This window comes from Arsenicibacter sp. R0_47 (genome assembly GCF_057652235.1).
Genome location: NZ_JBYFCJ010000005.1, coordinates 46,145 through 69,214, shown reverse-complemented (window position 1 = coordinate 69,214; position 23,070 = coordinate 46,145). Strand labels below are relative to the sequence as shown.

Here is a 23,070-nt window from a genome sequence, read left to right as displayed (position 1 = left end):
AAAGTTGGCAAAAAAATAGATTGGCAAAAAATGGCAGACACGCTCCCGCCTGAGCAGGATCATTTCCTGCGTTGACACTGATCAAGGTTATTTCATTGATGATCAGGTAGCTTTGACCCATCAAACGTAGATAACCAAACGCTGCATGAAAACGATACTTGTTCCCACAGACCTTTCTGAGCATGCAAAAAATGCACTGCGCATCGCGGCAGAAGTTGCCCTCAAAAACAACAGCCGGATTTTACTGCTGAATAGTAATGAATTGCCGGTTTACAGCAACCCGCTGGGCGAATACAATCCCTATGACCGTGCTTTCGACGAGAGCTATCAGCAGGAAGTCCGGGCAGGTCTGCAGGCGGCTGTTGATACCCTCAAAAGCGATTCCCGCTTTGCTGACACAGCGATTGAAACAGCCATTGAACCCGGCTCGCTGGTTGCGCTGGTAGAAACCACCATCGACGAGAAAAAAGTTGATCTTGTGGTGATGGGCACCCACGGTGCAAGGGGTATGCAGGAAGTACTCATCGGCTCCAACACCCAGAAAGTTATCCGGTATGCGACCTGTCCTGTGCTTAGTATTCCGCTGTCGTTCAGCAAAACGGGATTTACTACTGTCGTTTTCCCGACAACGTTACAGGCAGATCAGGCAGTGGCTTTCCGCCAGCTCGCTGCTTTCCAGCGACAGTTCAACTTCGCTGTTTCGGTTTTATACCTGAACGATCCGGCCGGACTGAAAGCCGATGAAGCGGTCGAACAACGGGCGCTGTCGATGGCAGAAGCAGCCGGACTGCAAAACGTAGACGTTTTTGCCTCCGCCGACAATGTCTTTAATGAAGAGGAAGCGATTCTGAACTTTGCCAATGAGCAGAAAGCGGACCTGATCGCGATGGGTACCCACCAGCGTACCGGTCTGTCGCACCTGATTTTTGGCAGCATTACCGAAGATACAATCAACCATGCGACCATTCCGGTCTTAAGCATACCACTCCATTAACATTCTGCCGCTACCTCTGTCAGTCCCTGCCCGACCCGTGCCTTCCGGAAGACACGGGTCATTTTGTAACGCTATATCACTGATTTATAGACTAACAGGATCAATATTACCAAATTATTAACATTGTATTACTAATCACGTTTGAACCCTAACACTTCGTTAATTTTGCAGCACCATATTGCCGTAATTAATCGTTCCCGTTGTGTTTCTAAAATCGCTTAAGACCTGCCTGCCGGCGCTTTTTCTGTTAACGAGTTTCAGTTCTGTTTTCTCACAAACAAGTATCACTCCGTCAACGCCCTGGGGAACCTGGTTTATCGGAACGGTTCAGTTGCCGGGCGGGCCTAAGAAGTGGGGTGGTTTCGCCGAAGTTCAGGCCCGTACGAACGGTCTTTTTTCCCAGTATTTCTATAATGAATTAAAAGGCGGCATCAGCTACGATCTCGATAAAAACTTTACCGTCATGCTGGCCGGTGGCCGGTATGCTACCTACGATTACAAAGCCATTTCAGAAGGTACGCTTACGCTCGAAAAACGGTTCTGGGAACAGCTGATTATTAACCAATACCTGTCGCGGCTGAAGTTTGAGCACCGTTACCGGGTGGAACAACGCTGGCTGGAGAGCCGCGACGGCACCGTTTCCTACCGCAACCGGATCCGTTACCGCCTGAATGGCTTCCTGCCGGTTAACCAGAAAACCGTGAGTCCCGGCGCGTTTTTTATCTCTGCCTACGACGAGATTTTTCTAAACCCCAAAGGCCCGACCTTCGAGCGGAACCGTCTGTATGCCGGTATTGGCTATCAGGTAAATAAAAGCCTCATTCTACAGGCGGGCTGGGTAAACCAGACCAATTATAACCCTGCCACCTTCAGCCAGGGTGTGTTTACCCCCATTTCGGGCTCAGGTAAAAACAATTTTGTCCTTAACCTGACATTCCGGATTAACCGGCACAAGGGCAAAGCCACTGTACCCGCCGAACGCCTGCCATCGCAGCCGGACTAATTCTGCTGCGTGATTGTGTGATTGAGTGGGGCAACACGGTTAGTCTTTGCTTTTCTCAGGCAGGCAATAGCCTTTCAGGCCGCGTACTAAGTAAAAAAAAAGAGGGTTTTTCTTAACTGGAAATTATACCATAATGAGTAGAAAAAGGTTAATTTTCACGTTATAAGACTGATCGTTTAACATGATCTGAAACACTTTTATTTTACCTATGCTTAAGCTACGCATTTCCGTACTGAGTCTCCTGACCGTTGGTGGGTTGGCATTAGCCTCTTCATCGGCCCTGGCTCAGCGGGTTCTGGTATTTTCTAAAACCAAAGGGTTTCGTCACTCCTCCATTCCGGCCGGTAAACGGGCGATTATGAAGCTGGGACAGGACAATGGCTTTGCCGTTGACACAACCGAAGACGCATCTGCCTTTACGGATGTAAACCTGAAAAAGTATGATGCCGTTATCTTCCTGAGTACAACCGGCGACGTACTGGATAACGACCAGCAAAAAGTTTTCGAAAACTACATTCACGCAGGTGGTGGTTATGCGGGCATTCACGCGGCGGCCGACACCGAGTACGACTGGCCGTGGTATAACCAGCTGGTGGGCGCCTATTTCCTCAGCCACCCGAAGCAACAGAATGCCGAAATCGTTGTGACCGACAAGTCGCACCCGGCCACGCAGATGCTGCCCGACCGCTGGAAACGCTACGACGAATGGTATAACTACCGGAATATTGTCAAAGGCATCCGCGTGGTAGCGAAGCTCGATGAAAAAACCTACGAAGGCGGCAAAAACGGGGATGACCACCCGTTTGTCTGGTACCGGGATTTTGAAGGCGGCCGCTCATTTTATACCGGCGGCGGACACACCGACGAATCGTACAGCGACCCGATGTTCCTGCAACACCTCCTCGGCGGTATTAACTATGCGCGTCAGAAAAAGGCCGACGACCTGATTCCGGAAGAAAACCGCTTTACCAAACATGTACTGGCCGAACGCCTTGATGAACCAACCGAACTGGTGGTACTGAACGACGGCCGCGTACTTTTTGCCGAGCGGAAAGGTGCCCTGAAGCTCTTCAACCCTAAAACCAAAGCGGTTAAGGTGGTGGCCAACCTGCCGGTATACACCAAGTTCGAGTACGGACTCATGGGCCTCAACGTTGACCCTAAGTTTAAGGACAACAAGTGGTTATACATGTACTACTCACCGGTTGCCAATGCACAGGGCGATACAGCCCAGCGGCTGGTGCGGGTAAAATACGACGATATCAAGGACGAAATTGTACCGAATACGGAGCAGGTACTGCTTAAGGTTCCGGTAAAACGGAATGACTGCTGCCATACCGGCGGCTCAATCGCGTGGGACCGTCAGGGCAACCTCTACCTGTCGACCGGTGACGACACCAACCCGTTCAACTCAAACGGTTTCGGACCGATTGACGAGCGGCCGGGACGCGCCGGCTGGGATGGTCAGGCGGGGCCGGGCAATACCAATGACCTGCGCGGCAAAATCCTGCGGATAACCCCGCACCCTACCGATGCGAAGTACAGCATTCCGGCGGGTAACCTGTTCGCACCGGGCAACGACAAGGCACGGGCCGAAATTTACGTCATGGGTAACCGTAACCCATACCGGATTTCCGTTGACCAGCGCACCGGTTTCCTCTACTGGGGCGAAGTTGGTCCGGATGCCGGTGAAAACAGCGAAAGCCGTGGTCCGCGCGGACACGATGAAGTAAACCAGGCGCGGAAAGCAGGCAACTTCGGCTGGCCGTTTTTCGTAGGCGACAACAAGGCGTACCGCGATTATAACTTTGCAACGGAAACATCGGGACCGGCCTTCGATCCGATGAAGCCGATCAACGATTCACCGAACAATACCGGTCTGCGTGAGCTGCCACCGGCCCAGAAAGCGTTCATCTACTACCCGTATGCCGATTCGCCGGATTTCGGGCCGATTGTTGGTAAAGGTGGCCGGAATGCAATGGGTGGTCCGGTGTATTACTACGATGATTATCCGGAAAACGCCGTGAAGTTCCCGCGTCATTACGATGGCAAATTCTTCTCGTATGAATGGATCCGCGATTACATTCACCCGGTCACGATGACGAAGGAAGGTGATTTTGTGACGATGGAGCACTTCATGCCGAACGCTAAATTCAGTCACCCGATTGACATGCAGTTTGCCAACGACGGCACGCTGTATGTACTGGAATACGGCCAGACATGGTTTGCCCAGAACGACGATGCCCGTCTGTCGCGGATTACCTACAACGCCGGTAACCGCCAGCCGGTAGCCATCGCGTCGGCCAATAAGACCGTTGGTTCGGCTCCGCTGACCGTTCAGTTCAGCAGCAAGGGATCAGGCGATCCGGACGGCGATGCTGTCAAATACGAATGGTCGTTTGGTAAAGGACTGGCCAAAAACACCCAGGCAAACCCGACGTTTACCTTCGCCAAAGCAGGTACCTACGAAACCGTTCTGAAAGTAACCGACGCCAAAGGCAACGTATCGACGAAAAACCTGCAGATCAAAGTTGGTAACGACCAGCCGAAAGTGGAAGTAGCGGTAAAAGGTAACAAAACGTTCTTCTTCGATAACAAGCCGGTTCAGTATGAAGTGAAAGTGGCTGATAAGGAAGACGGCTCACTGGCAAACGGCAAAATCGCACCGGAAGACGTGACGGTAACGGTTGACTACCTGGAAGGCTTCGACAAAACGATTCTGGCGCAGGGCCACCAGGCCAATCTGGGCTTCGCTACCGGCAAACGCCTGATCGAACTGTCAGACTGTAAAGCCTGCCACAGCATTGACCGCAAATCGGTTGGGCCGGCGTATATCGACGTGGCGAAAAAATACAAAGGTGTCCGGAATGCGCTCAGCACCCTGGCTGAAAAGGTAATCAAAGGTGGCGGCGGTGTCTGGGGCGAACAGGCGATGAGCGCCCACCCGCAACTGTCAATCGACGATACCAAGGACATGGTTCGCTATATCCTGTCGCTGGCCGATGATAAATCGGCAAACAAAAAGCCGGTGAAAGGCGAATACGTACCGGCTCCGAAATCAAAAGATGGCTCGTATATTTTCTCGGCCAGCTACACCGACCGTGGCAATGGCGCGATGGGCCCGCTGACGGCAACCTCATCGGTCGCGCTGCGTAATCCGAAAGTGAAAGCCAGCACGTATGATGAAGGCAAAGGCGTTTCCCGTACCAAAGGAGCATCGGGTGCTGACGTCGTCATCAGCAATTCGACACAGAGCTACATTGCCTTCAATAACATTGACCTGAACGGTATTCGTAAGCTCGAGCTGACACCGGTGAAAGATGCGAAAGCCGCCGGTGGTAAGGTTGAAGTGCGGTTGGGTTCACCGACCGGTGCGCTCATCGGCGAAGCAGAGATCAAAGGCGATGCAACGTCGCCGGTTGAGGTGCCGCTTCGTCAGCCGGGTGGTGCTGCCCAGACTGTCTACTTCGTGTTCGTTAATCCGTCGGCCGGCACCAAAGCCTTGCTGACGATTGACACGATTCAGTTTGAAGGCGATAGTATGTAATTGATTAGCCCTATTGGCCGGATATGATAACCCCCCGGATGTTTAAAAACATCCGGGGGGTTTCTTTTTACAACCAACGTTGCTTTGGGCAACCACGCGGGGTTGCCCCTACGGTTTTTGGGCAACCGCAATCAATATCGATTTGGGCAACCTCAACCAACATTGCTTTGGGCAACCACAATCAACTTTGCTTTGGGCAACCGCAATCAATATCGATTTGGGCAACCGCAATCAATATCGATTCGGGCAACCACAACCAACTTTGCTTTGGGCAACCTCAATCAATATCGATTTGGGCAACCACGTGGGGTTGCCCCTACGGGGTTTGGATACCTTTGAATACAACGGCTGCCAGCGGTGGCAGGGTAATTTCCATCGAATGCTCCCGGCCTTGCCAGCCTGTGGCTTCGGCAGTAAGCGGCGCTACATTACCAACCCCGCTGCCGTGGTACCCTACATTATCGCTGTTGAAAATTTCTTCGTAGGTACCGCCCGCCGGTACACCAATGCGGTAACCGAACCGTGGTACAGGAGTCATATTGAGAACAATCACCACGTTGTCGGCCGGATTTTCGCCCTTACGCATGTACGAGATAATGGTATTTTCGCGGTCCGACGTATCAATCCACTCAAAGCCATCGGCCTGGAAGTTGCGTTCGTGCAGGGCCGGCTCTGAGCGGTACAGGTGGTTCAAGGCCTTTACGCAGGTCGCAATCCCCTGATGCGCCGGTTCATTCAGCAGATGCCAGTCGAGACTGATGTCGTATTTCCACTCCCGCTGCTGCCCGAACTCGCCGCCCATAAAGACTAGTTTCGTGCCGGGGTGCGTAAACATGTACGCAAACAACAGGCGCAGGTTTGCAAACCGCTGCCATTCATCGCCCGGCATCTTGTTAATCAGTGACTTCTTGCCATAGACGACTTCATCATGCGACAGCGGCAGCATGAAGTTTTCGGTAAATGCATAGACCGCACTGAATGTAAACTCATCCTGATGGTATTTCCGGTAGCCTGAATCCCGCTGGAAGTAGCGGAGACTGTCGTTCATCCAGCCCATCATCCACTTCATACCAAAGCCCAGGCCACCGGTGTAGACCGGACGCGACACGCCCGGAAACGCCGTTGACTCTTCGGCAATCGTCTGTACATCCGGGAACTCGCGGTAAATGGTTTCGTTCAGCTCGCGGAACAGGGAAATCACTTCCAGGTTTTCGCGGCCGCCAAAGATATTCGGCTCCCACTCACCGTGATTCCGTGAATAATCCAGATACAGCATCGACGCCACCGCATCTACCCGCAGGCCATCGACATGGTAGCGGTCGAGCCAGTACATGGCGTTCGAAATCAGAAATGACCGGACTTCCGGACGGCCGTAGTTGAAAATATAGCTTTTCCAGTCGGGATGATAACCTTTGCGCATATCCGGATGCTCGTAGAGGTGCGAGCCGTCGAACTCGAATAGTCCGTGGGCATCACCCGGGAAGTGTGATGGTACCCAGTCCAGAATAACCCCGATACCGGCGTTGTGCAACCGTTCGACAAGCTGCATGAAATCCTGTGGCTTCCCGAATTTGCTGCTTGGCGCAAAGTAACCTGTAATCTGATACCCCCACGACGGCGCGTACGGATACTGCATTACCGGCATAAACTCCACGTGCGTGAAGCCCATATCCTGTACATAAGGCACCAGGGCATCAGCAATTTCACCGTAGCTCAGCTCACGCTCCGGATCCGACGGGTCGCGGCGCCATGACGACAAATGGACTTCGTAAACCGAAAACGGAGCCGTAAGTGCGTTTTTCTCCTGACGGGTCTGCATCCACTCCTGATCGGTCCACTCGTGCCAGTTATCCCAGACCATTGAGGCAGTCAGCGGCGGCACCTCCCAGGTATGGGCATACGGATCGCCTTTTTCAAGCTCGCGGCCACTTTCGTGAACGATGAAATATTTATAGACTTCTCCGCGGCCAATGTGCGGAATGAAAATTTCCCAAATGCCGGAACCGTCCCAGCGCACACCCATGGCGTGCGCTCCTTTGTTCCAGCCGTTAAAATTACCGATAACGGCAACGTATTTTGCCGACGGTGCCCAGACCGCAAAATAAGTTCCGACTACTCCCTGATGATCGATAACGTGGGAGCCAAACTTCTCATATAGCCGGGCGTGTTTACCTGAGCGGAAAAGGTAAATATCGAAATCTGAAAAACGGGAATATGCTCCGCCTTCAGGCTGGCTGCTCAACGCCGCTGAATCGTCGGACGCCGGAGAAACGGCTGCTGAAGTATCCGGAGCAGGTTCAGAGGCAACCGGTACAGTTACGGTCGTTGCGGTTTCGGCGGCAGCTGAAACCTGCGTATCGGTTGATTTTTGGGTCTTACGTTTTGCCATAGTTAGCTGGATTAAGGCATTTTCTATACACTTTACTGTAAAGCATAAATACCCTCCTGTGGTTTTCAGTAATGGAGCGGAAAGTTAATGATTAGCGTATTGTCTGGCAATAAATTATTTTTAGTCAATTAACTATTGCAAAAAACATATGAGGCAACGTCATCTTTACCGGATCTTGTCAGTGCCGGCGTTTTGGAGCATTTTTACCTGTATTGTTCCGTTAGCCGCAAACGCGCAGGTGGTGAACGAGCCCATCCTGAATGAAGCTCCTAAACCCCTTATTCCACTGGATACAAGTACCCGCTTACTTCCGGTCAACAAAGCCGTGTCTCAGCCCTGGAACCGGACGGCGATCATTACCGACTACATTCAGAATTTTATCGGTTCATCCGTCAGCGCCACCGAATTAGGCTGGACAGGAACTGTTAACGGCTGTATTGCCGGCAGTATTTCTACCCTGGCGCAGAACCGCGTCATCCAGCGCATCAACTATTACCGGCGCTTAACGGGCCTGTCGGACAATATGACTCTTGACCCAAGCCGGAATGTACCTACCCAGGAGGCCGCCCTGATGATGCGGGCTAATAATAGCCTCAGCCACAGTCCGCCAACCAGCTGGACATGCTATACGGCAGCAGGAGCACTGGGGGCGGGCAGCTCTAACCTTGCCATCGGTTCGTTTGCGTCGAATGCTATCAAACTCTATATGGACGATCCCGGTTCGGGTAACGAACCCGTAGGACACCGCCGCTGGATTCTGTACTCACGGGCCAGCAGTTTCGGCACCGGCTCCACCACCAACAGTGACGCCCTGTGGGTTTTCAATACCTTTTCGGCACCGGCCAGCCTGCCGGCCTATGTAGCCTATCCGCCGGCCGGTTATGTACCCCGCGAATTAATATCGCCGCGCTGGTCAATCAGCATTCCATCGGCGAACTTTACCAATGCCACCGTGCAGGTACTCGACGATAACAATGCCCCTGTAGCGGTTACGAAATATACGCCAACAAGCGGTTACGGCGACAATACGCTTGTCTGGGATCTTGCGAATCCCGGCACGGCGCTGGCATGGAACGGCAGTGCCGATAAAGCCTTCTCCGTGCAGGTGTCGGGCGTAGTCATCAACGGCATTACCCAGAGTCCGTACAGCTATACAGTCGTAGCCATTGACCCGAATACATTCTGTCCGAATCCGACGCCGGTAGCGGCCTGTTCAGTTACGGCCAATAACAGTCCGAGCATTTATTACGGACTGGAGACGTTCCGGTTTAATACAATAGACGTAACCTCCGGCTCAGCCAGCAACGAAGGTGCAATCTATGTTGACCGTACGTGCCTGAATTCGACCACCGTAACGGCCGGCAACAGCTATTCCTTAACGGTCAAGGGGGCATTTTCGAACACCCATAATCTGAAAGCGTACATTGACTTTAACAACAACGGACAATTTACCGATGCCGGTGAGCTGGTACTCAGCGCCGCATCGGCAAATACGCAGTCGGTAACCATCCCGATTCCGCAAACGGCGGTCGTCAATACCCCGCTCCGTATCCGTGTGCTGGCCGATGCGCCAAGCACCAACGCCTCGGGTCCTTGCCTGGTGGCAGGTAGCAGGGACTTCGGTGCTGGGCAAATTGAAGATTTTACGGTTTTTGTGCAGGGCGCTTCCTGCAATGCCATGTATACCGTCAAAACCGGTAACTGGGACGACCCGACCGTATGGTCCTGTAACCGCATACCGGTCGCCACCGATGCCGTTGAACTACGGCATGCAGTGGCTGTCCCCGATAACCTGATTGCCCGTGCGCTGAAAATCACCTACCAGACCGGTCAGACACTAACGCTCGGCACCAATGCCAGGCTACTGCTGAATCAGTAGTGCTTACAATAGAATGCACGGAATATTATTCCGTGCTACACTTATTAAGGCACCACATCCACAATCACCCGTTTGTAACGGGTCAGAGCCGGTTTGCCCTTGTCAGTCACTTTCACGATAAAATGCAGGGTCTGCGGGCTGGTAACGGCAGGTGCCTTAACCTCCGGGATCTCGTACAGGTTCGAGGCAAACGGCGCAAAACTGACGTAACCTGGATACGAACCGGCCTCCTGATACTGTAGCCAGCGGTAACTCATCGAATCGCCGTCGGGATCGGCTGAACCGGCGGCGCTGAGCCGGAACGACCCGCCGGAGGTGACGGTAAACCGCTCCGGATGCCCGAGTCGCGGCACGGGCGGGTGATTAGCGTCCTTGTAGGATTTGGTACACCAGTCCATGCGGGCTGCAAAATCGTTCTGAAACTCGTTCCGCCACCGCCAGATCGTTGCCTGACTGCTTTTACGGGTCCTGATCTCATCGGCCGGCGGCGGGCCGAACGGTGGTCGTGGCGCAATTACCGAATCAGCGCTGTTGGTCCAGATGGGTCGTGTTTCGGGCTCCTCGGGCGGCGCTCCGGCCGGTCTGAACCGACTGACAAGTACCTCTTTCGGCTGCTGCAACACATACCGGCCGCCCCAGCCGCCCCAATCGGGGTGATCGGGCGCATTCAGGCCATTGGGAATCCAGCCCAGAAACGTCGGCGTATCCCCTTCCATGCCATAGGCAACATCCGGATATTCAGCCCCCAGCGGACCATGTCCCTGCTGAATATGTTCGGCCAGCCACGCATTGCTGATGTATTCGGCGTGCGTCCCCGGATCGGTGCCGTTAATACCCCGCCAGGTAGCATGTTCATAGCCATAGCCCGGACTGACGATAAAGAAAACGTCCGGAAAGTTTTTGCGTATCCACGGGCCGCTATCGTCCTGATCCGAAATGGTGTAGACCCGCAGTTTGCGGTAAAGCCGGCCGGCCTGTTGCGGTGTCCGGGTCTTGCGGATCGTCCACAGGGCCTGTGCCAGCGTATTCGGTCCGCCCCAGACAGCCACCCACAGCGGACGGTCATCGGCTTTGTCCAGTTGCCGGATAATCCAGGCCGAGCCTTCGGAATCTTTGCCTTCGCCGACACCATCCATTCCGTAAACGGGCAATCCTTTTTTAATCAGCGGCTTCAGTACCGTTGCTGCCGGATAACCGGCTTCGTGCTTCGTCAGGTTCGGCTGCACCTTTCCATAGGCGTCAACGAGCCGGTGAATGGTTTCAGGAGCAACCCGCTTTTTCTGGTGAATAGATGTAGTGGCGACCAGGCCTTCAATATCAAACTGGTTGGCATACAGCAGCAAGCGCACCATCGACTGAGCATCATCGGGATCGGCTTCCATATCGGTCAGTACCAGCAACCGGTTTTTCGGGGCCGGCTGCTGCGCCCGTAAACAGCCTGTTATAACAAGCGAGAAGATGAGTAAAGAAATCGTTTTTTTCATGGGTATCCGGTCAAGGGAGCAATTGCGTTAAATAAACGAAAAAGTAAAAGCAATCGAAAGCCCCCCGATGAAAGTACCTTTTAACAGCATTGCTGGTGCTAATCAAAGAATGTTGATGAATATTTAATCCCCGGAGGATAACCAACAGGCTTCTGTTGTAACTTGCCCGCGATAGCCTCTCCACTATCTCAACCGGCTATGAACAATGTTGAAATACTTTCGCGCATACAGTTTGCCTTCACGGTAGCCTTCCATTACATCTACCCTCCGCTCAGTATCGGCCTCGGCGTTTGCCTGGTCGTTATGGAGGGTCTCTATCTCAAAACAGGTCAGAAAGTCTACGAAGAACTAACCCGCTTCTGGGTTAATGTCTTTGCCCTGATTTTTGGCATCGGCGTGGCCACCGGCATCGTCATGGAGTTCGAATTCGGCACTAACTGGGCCGTTTACTCCCGCTATGTCGGCGATATTTTTGGCAGTGCACTGGCCGCAGAGGGCATCTTTGCCTTTGCGCTGGAGTCTGGTTTTCTGGGTATTCTGCTTTTCGGCTGGAACCGTGTCAGCCCCCGTGTACACTTTCTGTCGACGGTACTGGTTGCGCTGGGCTCCATGTTTTCGGCGCTCTGGATTGTGGTTGCCAACTCGTGGCAGCAAACACCGGCGGGCTACCGGATCGAAGGCGAAGGCATGCACGCCCGCGCGGTCATTACCGATTTCTGGGCCATGGTGTTTAACCCCTCATCGGTCGACCGGTACCTGCACGTACTGATCGGCGCTTTTTTGTCGGGTGCTTTTCTGGTAATCAGCGTCAGCGCCTGGCACCTGCTGAAAGGCAAGTTCACCGACCATGCCCGCAAAGGCATGCGCATCGGCCTTTGGGTAGCGGCTATCGCCTCCCTGCTCCAGCTCTTTACCGGCCACCGCTCCGCCGACGTGGTAACCCATCACCAACCGGCCAAACTGGCTACGATGGAAGGCCATTTCGACAAACTGGCACCGGCCGATATGTACCTGCTGGGTTGGGTGGATGCCAAAACGCAGCAGACAACCGGGCTGAAAATTCCCGGCGGGCTGTCGTTTCTGGTACACGGTGATTTTAAGAAGCCAATCCCCGGCCTGAATGCATTTAGCCCCAATGATCGGCCCTCGGCGATTAACTTCGTTTTTCAGACCTATCACCTCATGGTGGCCATCGGCATGACACTCATTGCTCTGACCTGGTTCGGTCTGTTTATGCTGTACCGCAAAAAACTGTTTGACATGCGGTGGCTGCTGGTCATTTTCACCGGTTCGGTGCTGTTGCCGCAGATCGCCAATCAGGTTGGCTGGTATACCGCCGAAGTCGGCCGGCAGCCGTGGGTGGTGTACGGGCTGCTGCGTACGTCAGATGCGCTTTCACAGGCCGTGAAAGCAGAACACGTTGTCGTGTCGCTCATCCTGTTTACGGGCGTTTACGTTATGCTGTTCCTGCTGTTTCTGTACCTGCTCAACAAGAAGATTCAGCACGGACCTTACGTTAAGGTGGAAGACCCCGAAACCCCGCCGTCAAAATTCAACACAATCGCCCGGTAATTATGGACTCATTTCTTGGTATAGACCTGCCTACGTGGTGGTTTTTATTAATCGGTGCGCTGGTCAGCGGCTACGGCATTCTGGACGGCTTTGACCTGGGGGCCGGAGCATTGCACCTCTTTTTCCGTAAAGAACAAAGCCGCCGGATTGCCCTCAACGCCATCGGTCCGGTGTGGGACGGTAACGAAGTGTGGCTGGTCATTGGCGGCGGGGCCCTGTTTGCCGCGTTTCCGCTGGTATACGGACTTATTCTGTCTGTGCTGTACCTGCCGTTTATCCTGTTGCTGGTCTCCATCATCTTCCGGGCCATATCGATTGAGTTCCGGAGCAAGGAGCCGATGAAATGGTGGCGGCAGTTCTGGGATGTCAGCTATTGCCTGTCGAGTACGTCGATTGCCCTGTTACTGGGTCTGGTGCTGGGCAACCTCATTCAGGGCATGCCGCTGAATGCTAACCACGAGTTTACCGGCCGGCTGCTCGATTTTATTAATCCCTATGCGGTGTTGATCGCGGTGACCGTCCTGTCGCTTTTTATGCTGCACGGCGCCATGTATCTGGCCATGAAAACGGAAGACCGGCTCTATGCCCGCATGACCATTCTGATCAACAACACGAGTAAGTTCTTTATACTCTGTTTCATTACGGCCTCTATGGCCACGCTGATCTATGTGCCCCACATGCAGGCTATTTTTCACAATCATCCGGTTTTGTTTGTGCTCCCGCTGACGGCCGTCCTGATTGTGCTGAATATCCGGCAAAGCATTGAAAAGCGCCGGTACCTGCGGGGGTTCATTTCTTCGTCGGTTACGATTGCGCTGATGCTGGTTTTGTTTGCGATGGGCTTATACCCCAACCTTGTTTTGTCGAATACCGATCCGGCTGGGCACATCAGTATTTATGAAGCGGCATCAACCAATAAATCACTCAGTATCATGCTGCTGTTTGCCGGGATCGGCATGCCGCTGGTGCTGACTTATACCGTTTTTGTGTTCTGGACCTTCCGTGGTAAAGTAAAATCAGACGAGATCAGCTACTGAGCCGGCAGCCTTTAGTTGTGCTTGTTTTGAACCATGCATCATCTGTCATTGTTCTGACAACAGCGGTCACTGAACCGCCGGAAAACCGTTAGGTCATTTTATAAAATCTGTACCCTTTATTAGGTGTTTAGCCTTTAAGGTATTTGCTTTACAGCTGTAACCAAACCGGTTTACCAAAAACAGACTCAATTATTCTGGTTATGCAAATTTCAAGACACAAGGTAGTCGGCATCCATTATACCCTGCGCGACGATAACGGTAACGTACTGGATTCGAGCGAAGGCCGCGAACCCTTATATTATTTACACGGTGAAGGTAACCTGATTCCGGGCATGGAAGAAGGCCTGGAAGGCCAGTCGGCCGGCGCCAGCCTGAAGCTGGACGTTTCGCCGGAAAAAGGCTATGGTCAGATTGATCCTGAGATGGTTCAGCAGGTACCACGCAGCGCATTCGGCGGTCAGGAAGTAAATCCCGGCATGCAGTTCCATACAAACCAGGGTCAGGTAGTGACGGTTACGGACGTAACGCCGGATTCGGTAACGGTTGATGCCAACCACCCGCTGGCCGGTCAGAACCTGCACTTCGACGTTGAGGTAATTGAGGTTCGGGAAGCTTCTACCGAAGAAATCGCCCACGGTCACGTACACGGCCCGGGTGGTCACGAACACTAAAAACACCGGCCCCGCCCCGTTGGAGCGGGGCTTTTTTATGTTACCCGTTTTGAATCCAGTGCCTTCACCCATGTATCGTGCCCGCAACGGTCGCAGGCTGGCTGCGCGGCCGGCTTGTCAAACGACTGAATATTGCCGCAAAAGGTACAGGCATACTCCCCTTTTCCGGCTACGCTTTTCGTGCGTTGCGCAAACAGCTCCGGCAACACCGGCAGCCCGGGCTTAACGGCTTTATCTTCGTAAAAGAAAACGCTGATGGTGCCGTTGGTTTCCAGATACGCCTTCCGGACCTGCCCCAGATGCTCGATGCCGGCCGACCGCAGCTCCATAAAAAACTCGTCCTGCGCCAGATCTTCCTTACCGAAATCCTGATACGAAAACTCCCCTTCGTCAATCAGATTAATTACTTTACCTTCCAGCAAGGTCTCTACCCGCGGCGATTTGGCCGCCATCCGGGTCAGGGTCCGGTAGCTTATAATAACGACGATAAATACCAGCAGGGCAGGTAATAAACCCACGTCGTGGTAAAACATCGGATCGCCGGCCGCGGAGCCGAGGCCAATGATCAGTACCAGTTCGACCACCGACAGTTGCCTGACAGTTCGCTTACCGGTAGCCCGTAACGCCACAAAAATGACAACAAACATCAGCAGTGTCCGGCCCAGGACTTCCAGCAGAAAAGTACCCGGCACCTCGCCGAATAGTATCCGTTGCCAGTCACCGAATTCATAATCCTTCATGGTTGGTAGCAGAATGGTTGTAGTACCTGGTTATTGAAAAACTGCGCCGTCCGGACGCATGGTTATAACCCGTCTGCCTGCTGTTCAGTTAAAAAAAACAATTGAATACACCCGATTACCGGAAATTACCGGAACTTTGTGGCTTAATCGACTAAACTAATTCCAGTACATGCTTAAAATCGGACGCATGAACACCCTGACTGCCTTACGCCGTACGAGCGTGGGCATGTTTCTGGGTGACCCAACGAGCGACCCTGAAGACGCCACTGATATCCTGCTACCAAACAAATACGTGCCGGAAAGCCTTCGTACAGAGGATGAAATCGAAGTGTTTGTGTACCGGGATTCCGAAGACCGCCTGATCGCTACCACCCTCGTGCCGCATATTCAGCGCGGTGAGTTTGCCGCCCTGCAAGCAGTTTCGGTGATGAACTTCGGGGCGTTCATGGACTGGGGACTGGAAAAAGACCTGCTGGTGCCGCACAAAGAGCAAAGCCGCCCGATGCGCGTTGGCCGCTGGTATGTGGTTTACCTTTACCTCGACGAACAAACCGACCGGCTGGTAGCCTCCAGCAAAATCAACAAGTTTGTCAACGACCGCGCCTTTGATCTGGAAGTCGGACAGGAGGTTGACCTGCTGGTGTATGAACCGACAGATCTGGGGTTCAATGCTATTATTGACAACCGATACCGCGGGCTGTTGTATGCCAATGAGCTGTTCCAGAAAGTATTTCCGGGCGACCGGCTCGTCGGGTATGTAAAAACCATCCGCGAAGACAACCGCATTGACATCACCCTCCAGAAACCCGGCTACCAGAATGTAGAACCGAATGCAGACCGGATCATGCAGGTACTGCAGCAAGCCGGCGGCTTTTTACCACTTACCGACAACAGCGATCCTAAACTGATTTACGATCAGCTGGAAATGAGTAAAAAAACGTTTAAGAAAGCCATCGGAGCCTTGTACCGCGACCGGAAAATTGAGCTGAAACCGGACGGTATTTACCTGATCAACGCCAGTAAATAATTCCGGACTGACCATAGTCCGGAATTTAAGAACAAATCATACCTTTAGTTCAGAAATGCCTTCACTGCCGCCCCATGGCAGTATCTGCTTTACATTTGCGTAACTGAAACCCGTATGATGTCCGATACAACAATGAGCACCGATGCTTCGCAGCTTACTGAATTGCTGTATGGTATCATGAATACCTCATCGCGGCTCATCACGTATTGCGAACCAGTAACCGATCCGGAATCAGGCCAGCCGGTGGACCTGATCTACCGACTGGCTAATCAGGCGCTTTTTGACCTCTTCGGGCTAAGACCGGAAGAGGTTACCGGCCGGCGGGTTTCGCAGGTTACCGGCCCGTTTCAGCAGGCAGACCTTCTGGAGAAACTACTGAAAGCCGCCGGGAGCCGCCAGCCAGCCTCATTTGAGCTATTCCTTGCCAAGCGCTGGTTTCTGGCGAATGTGACGCCGGTACTGCATGGCATCATCATTTCGTTCAGTGATATAACCCACCACAAGCAGTCTGAACAAAACAACGGACAGGCACTGAAGTTGCTGCAAAGCGTGCTGGATGCCTCGCCCTATTCGATTGTTTATTGTTCATCGGAAAAAAACGAAGCCGGCGAAATCGTTGACTTTGTGTATGAGATGGCCAATAAGCGTGTGGAAGATGTAATCGGCATGACTCCGGAAAGCATTATCGGACTCCGGATGACCACTCTTTTCCCGGGCATCCGCGAAAATGCCCTATTCCGGCTGTATACATCTGTTGTTGAAAGCCAGACGGCACAATCGCTCGAATGGCTGCTCCAGCTGGGGACCTACAATAACTGGTATATGATTTCGGCAGTCCCGTTCGGTGAGGGATTTGTGGCAACCATTGTTGATATTACGCGACTCAAAAAACTCCAGATACAACTGGAGAATACGGTCAAAGACCTTAAAACCTCGAACGAATATTTACAGCATTTCGCCTACATTGCCTCCCATGACCTACAGGAGCCTTTACGAAAAATACAGGCGTTCAGCGGCCTGATGGTCACCGAATACAGCCAGCAGGTAGGCGAAGACGGGGCCGATATTCTGCTCAGGATGAAGGGTGCCGCCCAGCGGATGCAGAACCTGATCCGCGACCTGCTCGTTTACTCCCGCATCAGTACACAGCAGGAACCATTCCAGACGGTTGCCCTGAGCAGGGTGATTGACGCTGTACTGGATGACCTTGAATTTTCCATCCAGGAACACGATGCGGATATTTACGTCGATCAGCTGCCGGTTATTGACGGTGACCCTATACAGTTACAGCAACTCTTTCTGAACCTGATTTCGAATGCGCTGAAATTTGTAAGACCCGCTCAGAAACCGGTTATTCACATTAACAGTAAACCGGTTGCACAGGAAGATCTGCCGATACTGCTCCAGCCGGACCGACAGCTTTACTACGAAATCACCGTCAGTGATAATGGGATCGGATTTGATCAGGCCTATCAGGAGCGGATTTTCCAGCTTTTTCACCGTCTTCATAACCAGAATACGTATCCCGGCACCGGCATTGGCCTGGCCATCTGCAGGAAAGCGGCCGAAAACCACGGCGGTACAATACATGCCCGCAGTGAGCCGGGTAAAGGGGCAACGTTTTCAGTTTTCTTGCCGCAAAAAAGCAACTAATCCTGCCTTTCAGCCACTTAAATCATTTCTGTATAACTACATACGCTTACAAAGGAGCGAATCCGGCTATCTTTTGTGACTATATAGCAATCCATACATACACTCTTTTCATCGGCGGAAACCGGCTGTTCATCGGCAAACGAAGCCTCCCGGTCGACTCTGTCCGGGCAGCCGTTAAACGATGAACGGCCGATTGTCTCTAAGAATCAGAAACAACAAAAAACTGATAATAGCCATGAAAAAGACAATCATCACCGCCCTGACCTTAGCCCTCTTTACAACCGGTATTTCGTTCGCACAACGCGGCTATAACCCTGGTCCCGGCCGTTATCCGGCCCAGCCACAAAGCCGCATGGATGACTATCAGGAAGATCTGCGTATCGACCGGATTGATAATATCGTTGGCCTGACAAGACGCCAGGAACGCGACATCAAACGCATCGAAAACCGGTATGATTACCTGGAACGCGCCCGGCTGACACCACAGGAATACCGGCGTGTCATTTCGGAGAAAAACAGAGCCATTCTGTCGGTACTGACACCGACACAACGTGACCGCTTGTATGCGTCTCAATACCGCAACCGCCCTGGTGGCTATGGCCGCCGCGGATAGATTATCTGCTCTTACAACCTGAATACATACGAAGCCCGCAGCGAATCCTGTTCGTCTGCGGGCTTTTGTCTTTTGGTGATCCGGACAGGCCGGTTCAGGCACTGGCCGGCGTATGGGGCTGTTTTTCACTGCCAAAACGTTGGGCCAGTATACTCGCCGCAATCAGCTGAAGGGCATGATACATCATGATTGGCAACAGAACCACGCCGACGGCATTGCCGGGAAACAGCACATTGGCCATTACACTCCCCTGCACCAGCGATTTCTTGGACCCGCAAAACAAGGCCGTAATCTGATCCGGCCGGTTGAAGTTCAGCAGCCGGCCAATGGCATACACGATGCCGTACATCAGGAAAAACAACCCGAGCATCGCGACACCCAGCAGCAGCAAATCAGGGAGGGTAAGGCCATCAAACAGGTGACGGCTGAAGGATTCGCAGAAGGAGATGTAAACAATGGTCAGAATGATAATCTGGTCGAAGTAACGGAGTTGTTTTTTGAACCGGTCGGCCAGAAAACCCAGCCACCGGTTTAACACCAGCCCCAGTACCACCGGCACCAGCACCTGAAGCGTCAGCTTCCAGATGACACCGGCCAGATCATAGTTTCCGGACGTATCCGTCATCACAAGGCCCATCAGTACGGGAGTCAGAAAGACACCGATCAGGCTCGAAATGCTGGCGTTGAAAATGGCTGCCGGCAGGTTCCCGCCCGCAATCGACACCATTACAACCGACGATGACACAGTCGAAGGCAATGAAGCGACATAAAACGCACCCAGCCAGAGCAAGGCAGCCTCGCCTTCGCCGAAAAATGGTTTGGCGGCGTAAACCACCACCGGAAACAGCACAAACGTGGTCAGGTGGATGGTCAGGTGCAGCCGCCAGTTGGTGAGGCCGGCCCTGAGCTTGTCGGGACTCAGTTTCAGTCCGTAAAAGAAAAAGATCAGTGATACGCCCACATCCGCAAACGTATCAAGCGACCAGAAGCCTTGCTGAATGCCGGGTTCCGGCCAGAGCCAGGCCAGACCGATCATGCCCAGCAGGGCCAGTAAAAACCAGTCGAGGCCGGCCCGAACCATTAAACTGCTCACCGCCGACCAGGATGATGTATGCTTTTTCTCCAACGTTACGCCCGTTTAGTTCTCCTTATTAAAGCTGAGAATAGGCCGTTGGGTTCAGATAGTGCCCTTCAATTTTTGATACGGTATTGGCATATTCCGGCAGCGGACTCAGCTTTTTCCATTCCGGATCGCTGCTGAACGCTTTCCAGTGGGCATCCCGTGAGGCTTTATCGTCGAAGGTAGTCATGTAGGCAAGGCAAGGCATCCGCGGGCCGGCAACCACTTTTGAATAGAACATGGCATTAAACCCGAGCCGGTCGAAAATTTTGATTTCGCCGCCAACATTGAACATGTCAATTTTTTTCTGCCCTGCCCGCTCGCTGTAGCTTTCATAAATCCGGAATTCATAAATGCGTTTATCGCGCGGGGCCGTTGTGGCCGGAGCTTTCAAGGCAGGCATTTCGTCGAATGCTTCCATAATCATCGTTTCGATCCGGTCATAGGCCGGTTCGGTGTTCGGCGTATTCCAGTAGGGCGCGGCGGCCTCCATATAGGCTTTGTCGTTCGCCAGTTTTGCGGCCACCTTCGGCAGCTGATCCAGCGATTTGTATGGAATCAGGACATAGAGTTTCAACCCGTCTTTCTGATCAGCCTCCTCAAACACACCAATCTGCTGAATGCCCGCCCGGTTATAAGCCGCAATGGCAGCCTGCTCCCAATACGCTTCGGTCAGTTTTTTCTGCTCCGGTGTTTTAAACCGGTAGATGCGCATTTCATAGGTCTGTTTTTGTTTTTTTGCCGCAGTTGCCAGATCATGAACGGCCAGCATCAGGGTCATAGTCCAGACCGCCAGCGAAAGGTATTTGAGTACGGGTTTTAGCGATACCATAGTTTTAAACATTTTTTGTAGAGACGCAACATCTTGCGTCTCAGACAGCAGGCTCTGCGTCTCAAACAGCAGTTCCTGCGTCTTCTGGTTTAAGAAGATTTTGTATTTTCCGGTTGTAAAGATAAAGAACCGCTATTTATCGACACAATGCCTTACCTTTTAGACACATCTCTTTAATTTATGAGTTGAATTTCTACCGGTTTGCCACGTTTTATACCGTCACTGCGTAACCCATAACATCAACCAATATGAAGATTACTCTATCCCCTGAAACACGAACGAAACGATGGCTTACCCAACCGTTAAACCACCTGGTCATCTGTCTGGTATCTCTCCCATAATCGCGCACTCCCCTGCTCATATGGCGCCGGATATCCATGCAGTACAGCCAATCAGCCACCTCCGCACAACGGAGTTAACCAGCCGTCCGTTTCCGGAACTAATTGACCAGCGGCTCATGCAGTTCGACCCGATTTCACTGGACGACATGGATGCGGTAAAGCTGATGGACCGGACCGACACCAAATTTCTGGTACCGCTCGCCTTACTGCCTGATCTGCTGGACCGGTTTTCAGATCATTATCGGCTATTAACCGTAAACGATACCCGGCAATGCCGTTACCAGACGCTGTATTACGACACGGCTGACCTCCGGCTATACCACCGCCACCAGTCGGGCAAACTGAACCGGTTTAAAGTCAGAGCCCGGACGTATATCGAATCAGGGATCAGTTTTTTTGAAGTAAAGCACAAAAACAACAAGGGTCGCACGGTTAAGAAGCGGATTCCGCAGGCGGCAGTAAGTCCGCAACTGTCCGACCTGACCCGCGGTTTTCTGAACCGTTTTCCGGGATGCGAAGCCCTGCCGCTCGAAGGTCTTTTCTGGATCGATTATACCCGGCTGACACTAGTCGGCAAACAGACCGCCGAACGCCTGACGATTGACCTGAATCTGACGTTTCGCAATGAGGTCCGGCAAATAGCTTACCCCGAACTGGTGATTGTGGAACTGAAGCAGAACCGCGCGCAGAAATCAGTTTGCCGGCAGGTGATGAAACAGGCCGGTATCCGGCAGGGCGGCCTCAGCAAATACTGCTTCGGGGTCATGAACCTCTACCCTTCTGTAAAACAGAATAATTTTAAACGCCACTGGCAAACGATCCGCAAAACCCAACAACAACATGCTGCTTTTGCAACAACTCACTACCCACTCAACCGAAACGTATCCCTTGTTCACTGACTTAAACCTGAGTTTTTTCATCCGGCTGGGCATTGATCTGGCCGCCGTGCTGATCCTCGTACGGGGTATTTACTACCAAACCTACCGGCGGGCCGACCTGTTTCTGACGTTTTTCAGCTTTAACTTTATCATCTTCCTGATTTCGTTTTTGCTGAACAAGGTCGAGATGTCGATGGGCGCTGCCTTTGGCCTGTTTGCCGTGTTTTCGATGCTGCGGTACCGCACAGAAAGTATTTCACTGAAAGACATGACCTACCTGTTTCTGGTCATCGCCCTTGGCCTGATCTCGGCCATCAGTAAGGGAAACGGGATAGAGCAACTCCTGTTCAACGGGGTAATCCTGACGGTCACGTTTCTGCTTGAAAGCCCGCTGCTGATGAAAAAAGAATCGGCGCAACTGGTTTATTACGAACGAATTGAGCTGATTCCCCCGCAGCAGCGCGCCGAACTGCTAAGCGACCTGCGCATGCGCACCGGCCTGAACGTGCATCGGGTAGAAGTCAACGAAATTGACCTGCTGAAGGACGCCGCACGCCTGACCGTTTACTATTACCAGTAATCTTATCCTTACATGACACGCTATCTGACCGCTCTGATCTTTCTTTTTGTCAGTACGATTTCATTAACTGTCCGTGCCCAGGACCCGAGTCTGCGGCTCTGGACAGGTATTCAGCTGGAGAAAAAGCTCCTGAAACGGGTAACCATTCAGGCCACTGCCCAGGCACGTTTTATCGAAAACGTATCTGATCTGGGTTCGTATATCGGTGAACTGGGAGCCGCCTACAAACTGAATAAACACTGGGAAGTAGCCGGCTATTACCGGTTTATCGGCAAGCGCAACTGGAAACCTAACCGCGAAGTGTACGTTAACGAGCAGATGCACCGGTTTTACGCCGACCTGAGTTACCAGCACAAAATCGGTAAAATTAAGGTTGAGAACCGGCTCCGGTATCAGAACCAGTTTACCGATGTCACCCGTGAACAGGCCAACCGTGATTACCTGCGGAACAAGATCGAAGTTGCGCTCCCGAACAAAAGCCGGTTTACCCCCGGCGTTTCGGCGGACCTTTTCTATGGCTTCGGGCTGGGTTTTGATGTGATCCGCTACCGGGCAAACCTCGATATTAAGCTCAATAAGCACAATACCATTACCGTCTACGGGTTTACGGAACAGGAGTTGATTGAGACACCTGACCCGACCTATACGCTTGGGTTAACCTACAAGTTAAAACTCTGACCAACACACCATTGCCCTCCATATGGTCACGC

At 52.6% G+C, this 23,070-nt stretch carries 18 protein-coding genes; 13 read left to right on the top strand and 5 right to left on the bottom strand.

The genetic code is table 11. The features are described 5' to 3' along the window. Positions 1-145: 145 nt before the first annotated feature. From AC23NW_RS11820 to AC23NW_RS11810, 3 genes are all read left to right on the top strand, one after another. Entirely contained in the window at positions 146-994 is an 849-nt protein-coding gene (locus tag AC23NW_RS11820) for a universal stress protein (protein ID WP_487449721.1), read from the top strand. Between the two features lie 202 nt (positions 995-1,196). Next, positions 1,197-1,997 carry a DUF2490 domain-containing protein gene (locus tag AC23NW_RS11815; RefSeq protein WP_487449720.1) on the top strand — a complete coding sequence of 267 codons (801 nt, stop codon included), beginning with the start codon at positions 1,197-1,199 and terminating at the stop codon, positions 1,995-1,997. A gap of 208 nt (positions 1,998-2,205) precedes the next feature. After that, positions 2,206-5,544 carry a ThuA domain-containing protein gene (locus tag AC23NW_RS11810; protein WP_487449719.1) on the top strand — a complete coding sequence of 1,113 codons (3,339 nt, stop codon included), beginning with the start codon at positions 2,206-2,208 and terminating at the stop codon, positions 5,542-5,544. A gap of 316 nt (positions 5,545-5,860) precedes the next feature. Here the strand turns inward: AC23NW_RS11810 and glgB are convergent, their stop codons facing one another. Beyond that, on the bottom strand, positions 5,861-7,933 hold the full coding sequence (gene glgB / locus AC23NW_RS11805) for a 1,4-alpha-glucan branching protein GlgB (protein WP_487449718.1): 2,073 nt from the start codon (positions 7,931-7,933) through the stop codon (positions 5,861-5,863). A gap of 148 nt (positions 7,934-8,081) precedes the next feature. Here glgB and AC23NW_RS11800 point away from each other — a divergent pair, with 148 nt between their 5' ends. Then, positions 8,082-9,812 (top strand): CAP domain-containing protein, encoded by a 1,731-nt coding sequence (locus tag AC23NW_RS11800; protein WP_487449717.1) that lies wholly within the window; start codon positions 8,082-8,084, stop codon positions 9,810-9,812. Positions 9,813-9,856: 44 nt separating this feature from the next. Here AC23NW_RS11800 and AC23NW_RS11795 read toward each other — a convergent pair whose 3' ends face one another. Continuing rightward, the gene (locus AC23NW_RS11795; protein ID WP_487449716.1) at positions 9,857-11,296 is read right to left on the bottom strand and encodes a DUF1593 domain-containing protein; all 1,440 of its coding nucleotides are present in this window, start codon (positions 11,294-11,296) and stop codon (positions 9,857-9,859) included. Positions 11,297-11,494: 198 nt separating this feature from the next. Here AC23NW_RS11795 and AC23NW_RS11790 point away from each other — a divergent pair, with 198 nt between their 5' ends. The 3 genes from AC23NW_RS11790 to AC23NW_RS11780 all read left to right on the top strand — a co-directional run bounded on the left by AC23NW_RS11790 (position 11,495) and on the right by AC23NW_RS11780 (position 14,576). Beyond that, entirely contained in the window at positions 11,495-12,868 is a 1,374-nt protein-coding gene (locus tag AC23NW_RS11790; RefSeq protein ID WP_487449715.1) for a cytochrome ubiquinol oxidase subunit I, read from the top strand. 2 nt (positions 12,869-12,870) lie between these two features. Beyond that, positions 12,871-13,905, top strand: coding sequence for a cytochrome d ubiquinol oxidase subunit II (gene cydB / locus AC23NW_RS11785; protein ID WP_293839592.1), 1,035 nt, complete (start codon positions 12,871-12,873; stop codon positions 13,903-13,905). Positions 13,906-14,105: 200 nt separating this feature from the next. Beyond that, positions 14,106-14,576: an FKBP-type peptidyl-prolyl cis-trans isomerase gene (locus AC23NW_RS11780; protein WP_487449714.1), complete on the top strand. Its 471-nt coding sequence runs from the start codon at positions 14,106-14,108 to the stop codon at positions 14,574-14,576. A gap of 35 nt (positions 14,577-14,611) precedes the next feature. Here the strand turns inward: AC23NW_RS11780 and AC23NW_RS11775 are convergent, their stop codons facing one another. Next, positions 14,612-15,316: a DUF421 domain-containing protein gene (locus AC23NW_RS11775; protein WP_487449713.1), complete on the bottom strand. Its 705-nt coding sequence runs from the start codon at positions 15,314-15,316 to the stop codon at positions 14,612-14,614. A gap of 169 nt (positions 15,317-15,485) precedes the next feature. Here AC23NW_RS11775 and AC23NW_RS11770 point away from each other — a divergent pair, with 169 nt between their 5' ends. The 3 genes from AC23NW_RS11770 to AC23NW_RS11760 all read left to right on the top strand — a co-directional run bounded on the left by AC23NW_RS11770 (position 15,486) and on the right by AC23NW_RS11760 (position 18,609). Further along, complete coding sequence (locus AC23NW_RS11770; protein WP_487449712.1) at positions 15,486-16,343, top strand: CvfB family protein; 858 nt, start codon at positions 15,486-15,488, stop codon at positions 16,341-16,343. A gap of 114 nt (positions 16,344-16,457) precedes the next feature. Continuing rightward, the gene (locus AC23NW_RS11765) at positions 16,458-17,996 is read left to right on the top strand and encodes a sensor histidine kinase (protein WP_487449711.1); all 1,539 of its coding nucleotides are present in this window, start codon (positions 16,458-16,460) and stop codon (positions 17,994-17,996) included. Between the two features lie 235 nt (positions 17,997-18,231). Beyond that, positions 18,232-18,609 (top strand): hypothetical protein, encoded by a 378-nt coding sequence (locus tag AC23NW_RS11760; protein WP_487449710.1) that lies wholly within the window; start codon positions 18,232-18,234, stop codon positions 18,607-18,609. Positions 18,610-18,703: 94 nt separating this feature from the next. Here AC23NW_RS11760 and AC23NW_RS11755 read toward each other — a convergent pair whose 3' ends face one another. Both AC23NW_RS11755 and AC23NW_RS11750 read right to left on the bottom strand, forming a co-directional pair. Then, entirely contained in the window at positions 18,704-19,690 is a 987-nt protein-coding gene (locus AC23NW_RS11755; RefSeq protein ID WP_487450034.1) for a bile acid:sodium symporter family protein, read from the bottom strand. A gap of 70 nt (positions 19,691-19,760) precedes the next feature. After that, a complete protein-coding gene (locus AC23NW_RS11750; protein ID WP_293839575.1) occupies positions 19,761-20,561 on the bottom strand; it encodes an NIPSNAP family protein in 801 nt (266 codons plus the stop codon). 286 nt (positions 20,562-20,847) lie between these two features. Between AC23NW_RS11750 and AC23NW_RS11745 the strand changes: the two genes are divergently transcribed. The 3 genes from AC23NW_RS11745 to AC23NW_RS11735 are packed head-to-tail and all read left to right on the top strand — an operon-like array spanning position 20,848 to position 23,038. Next, positions 20,848-21,801 carry a polyphosphate polymerase domain-containing protein gene (locus tag AC23NW_RS11745; RefSeq protein WP_487449709.1) on the top strand — a complete coding sequence of 318 codons (954 nt, stop codon included), beginning with the start codon at positions 20,848-20,850 and terminating at the stop codon, positions 21,799-21,801. Next, positions 21,743-22,360 carry a DUF4956 domain-containing protein gene (locus AC23NW_RS11740; RefSeq protein WP_487449707.1) on the top strand — a complete coding sequence of 206 codons (618 nt, stop codon included), beginning with the start codon at positions 21,743-21,745 and terminating at the stop codon, positions 22,358-22,360. Before AC23NW_RS11745 ends, AC23NW_RS11740 begins: the two co-directional genes overlap by 59 nt. A 12-nt stretch (positions 22,361-22,372) precedes the next feature. Then, positions 22,373-23,038 carry a DUF2490 domain-containing protein gene (locus AC23NW_RS11735; RefSeq protein WP_487449706.1) on the top strand — a complete coding sequence of 222 codons (666 nt, stop codon included), beginning with the start codon at positions 22,373-22,375 and terminating at the stop codon, positions 23,036-23,038. The last annotated feature ends 32 nt before the right edge of the window (positions 23,039-23,070 follow it).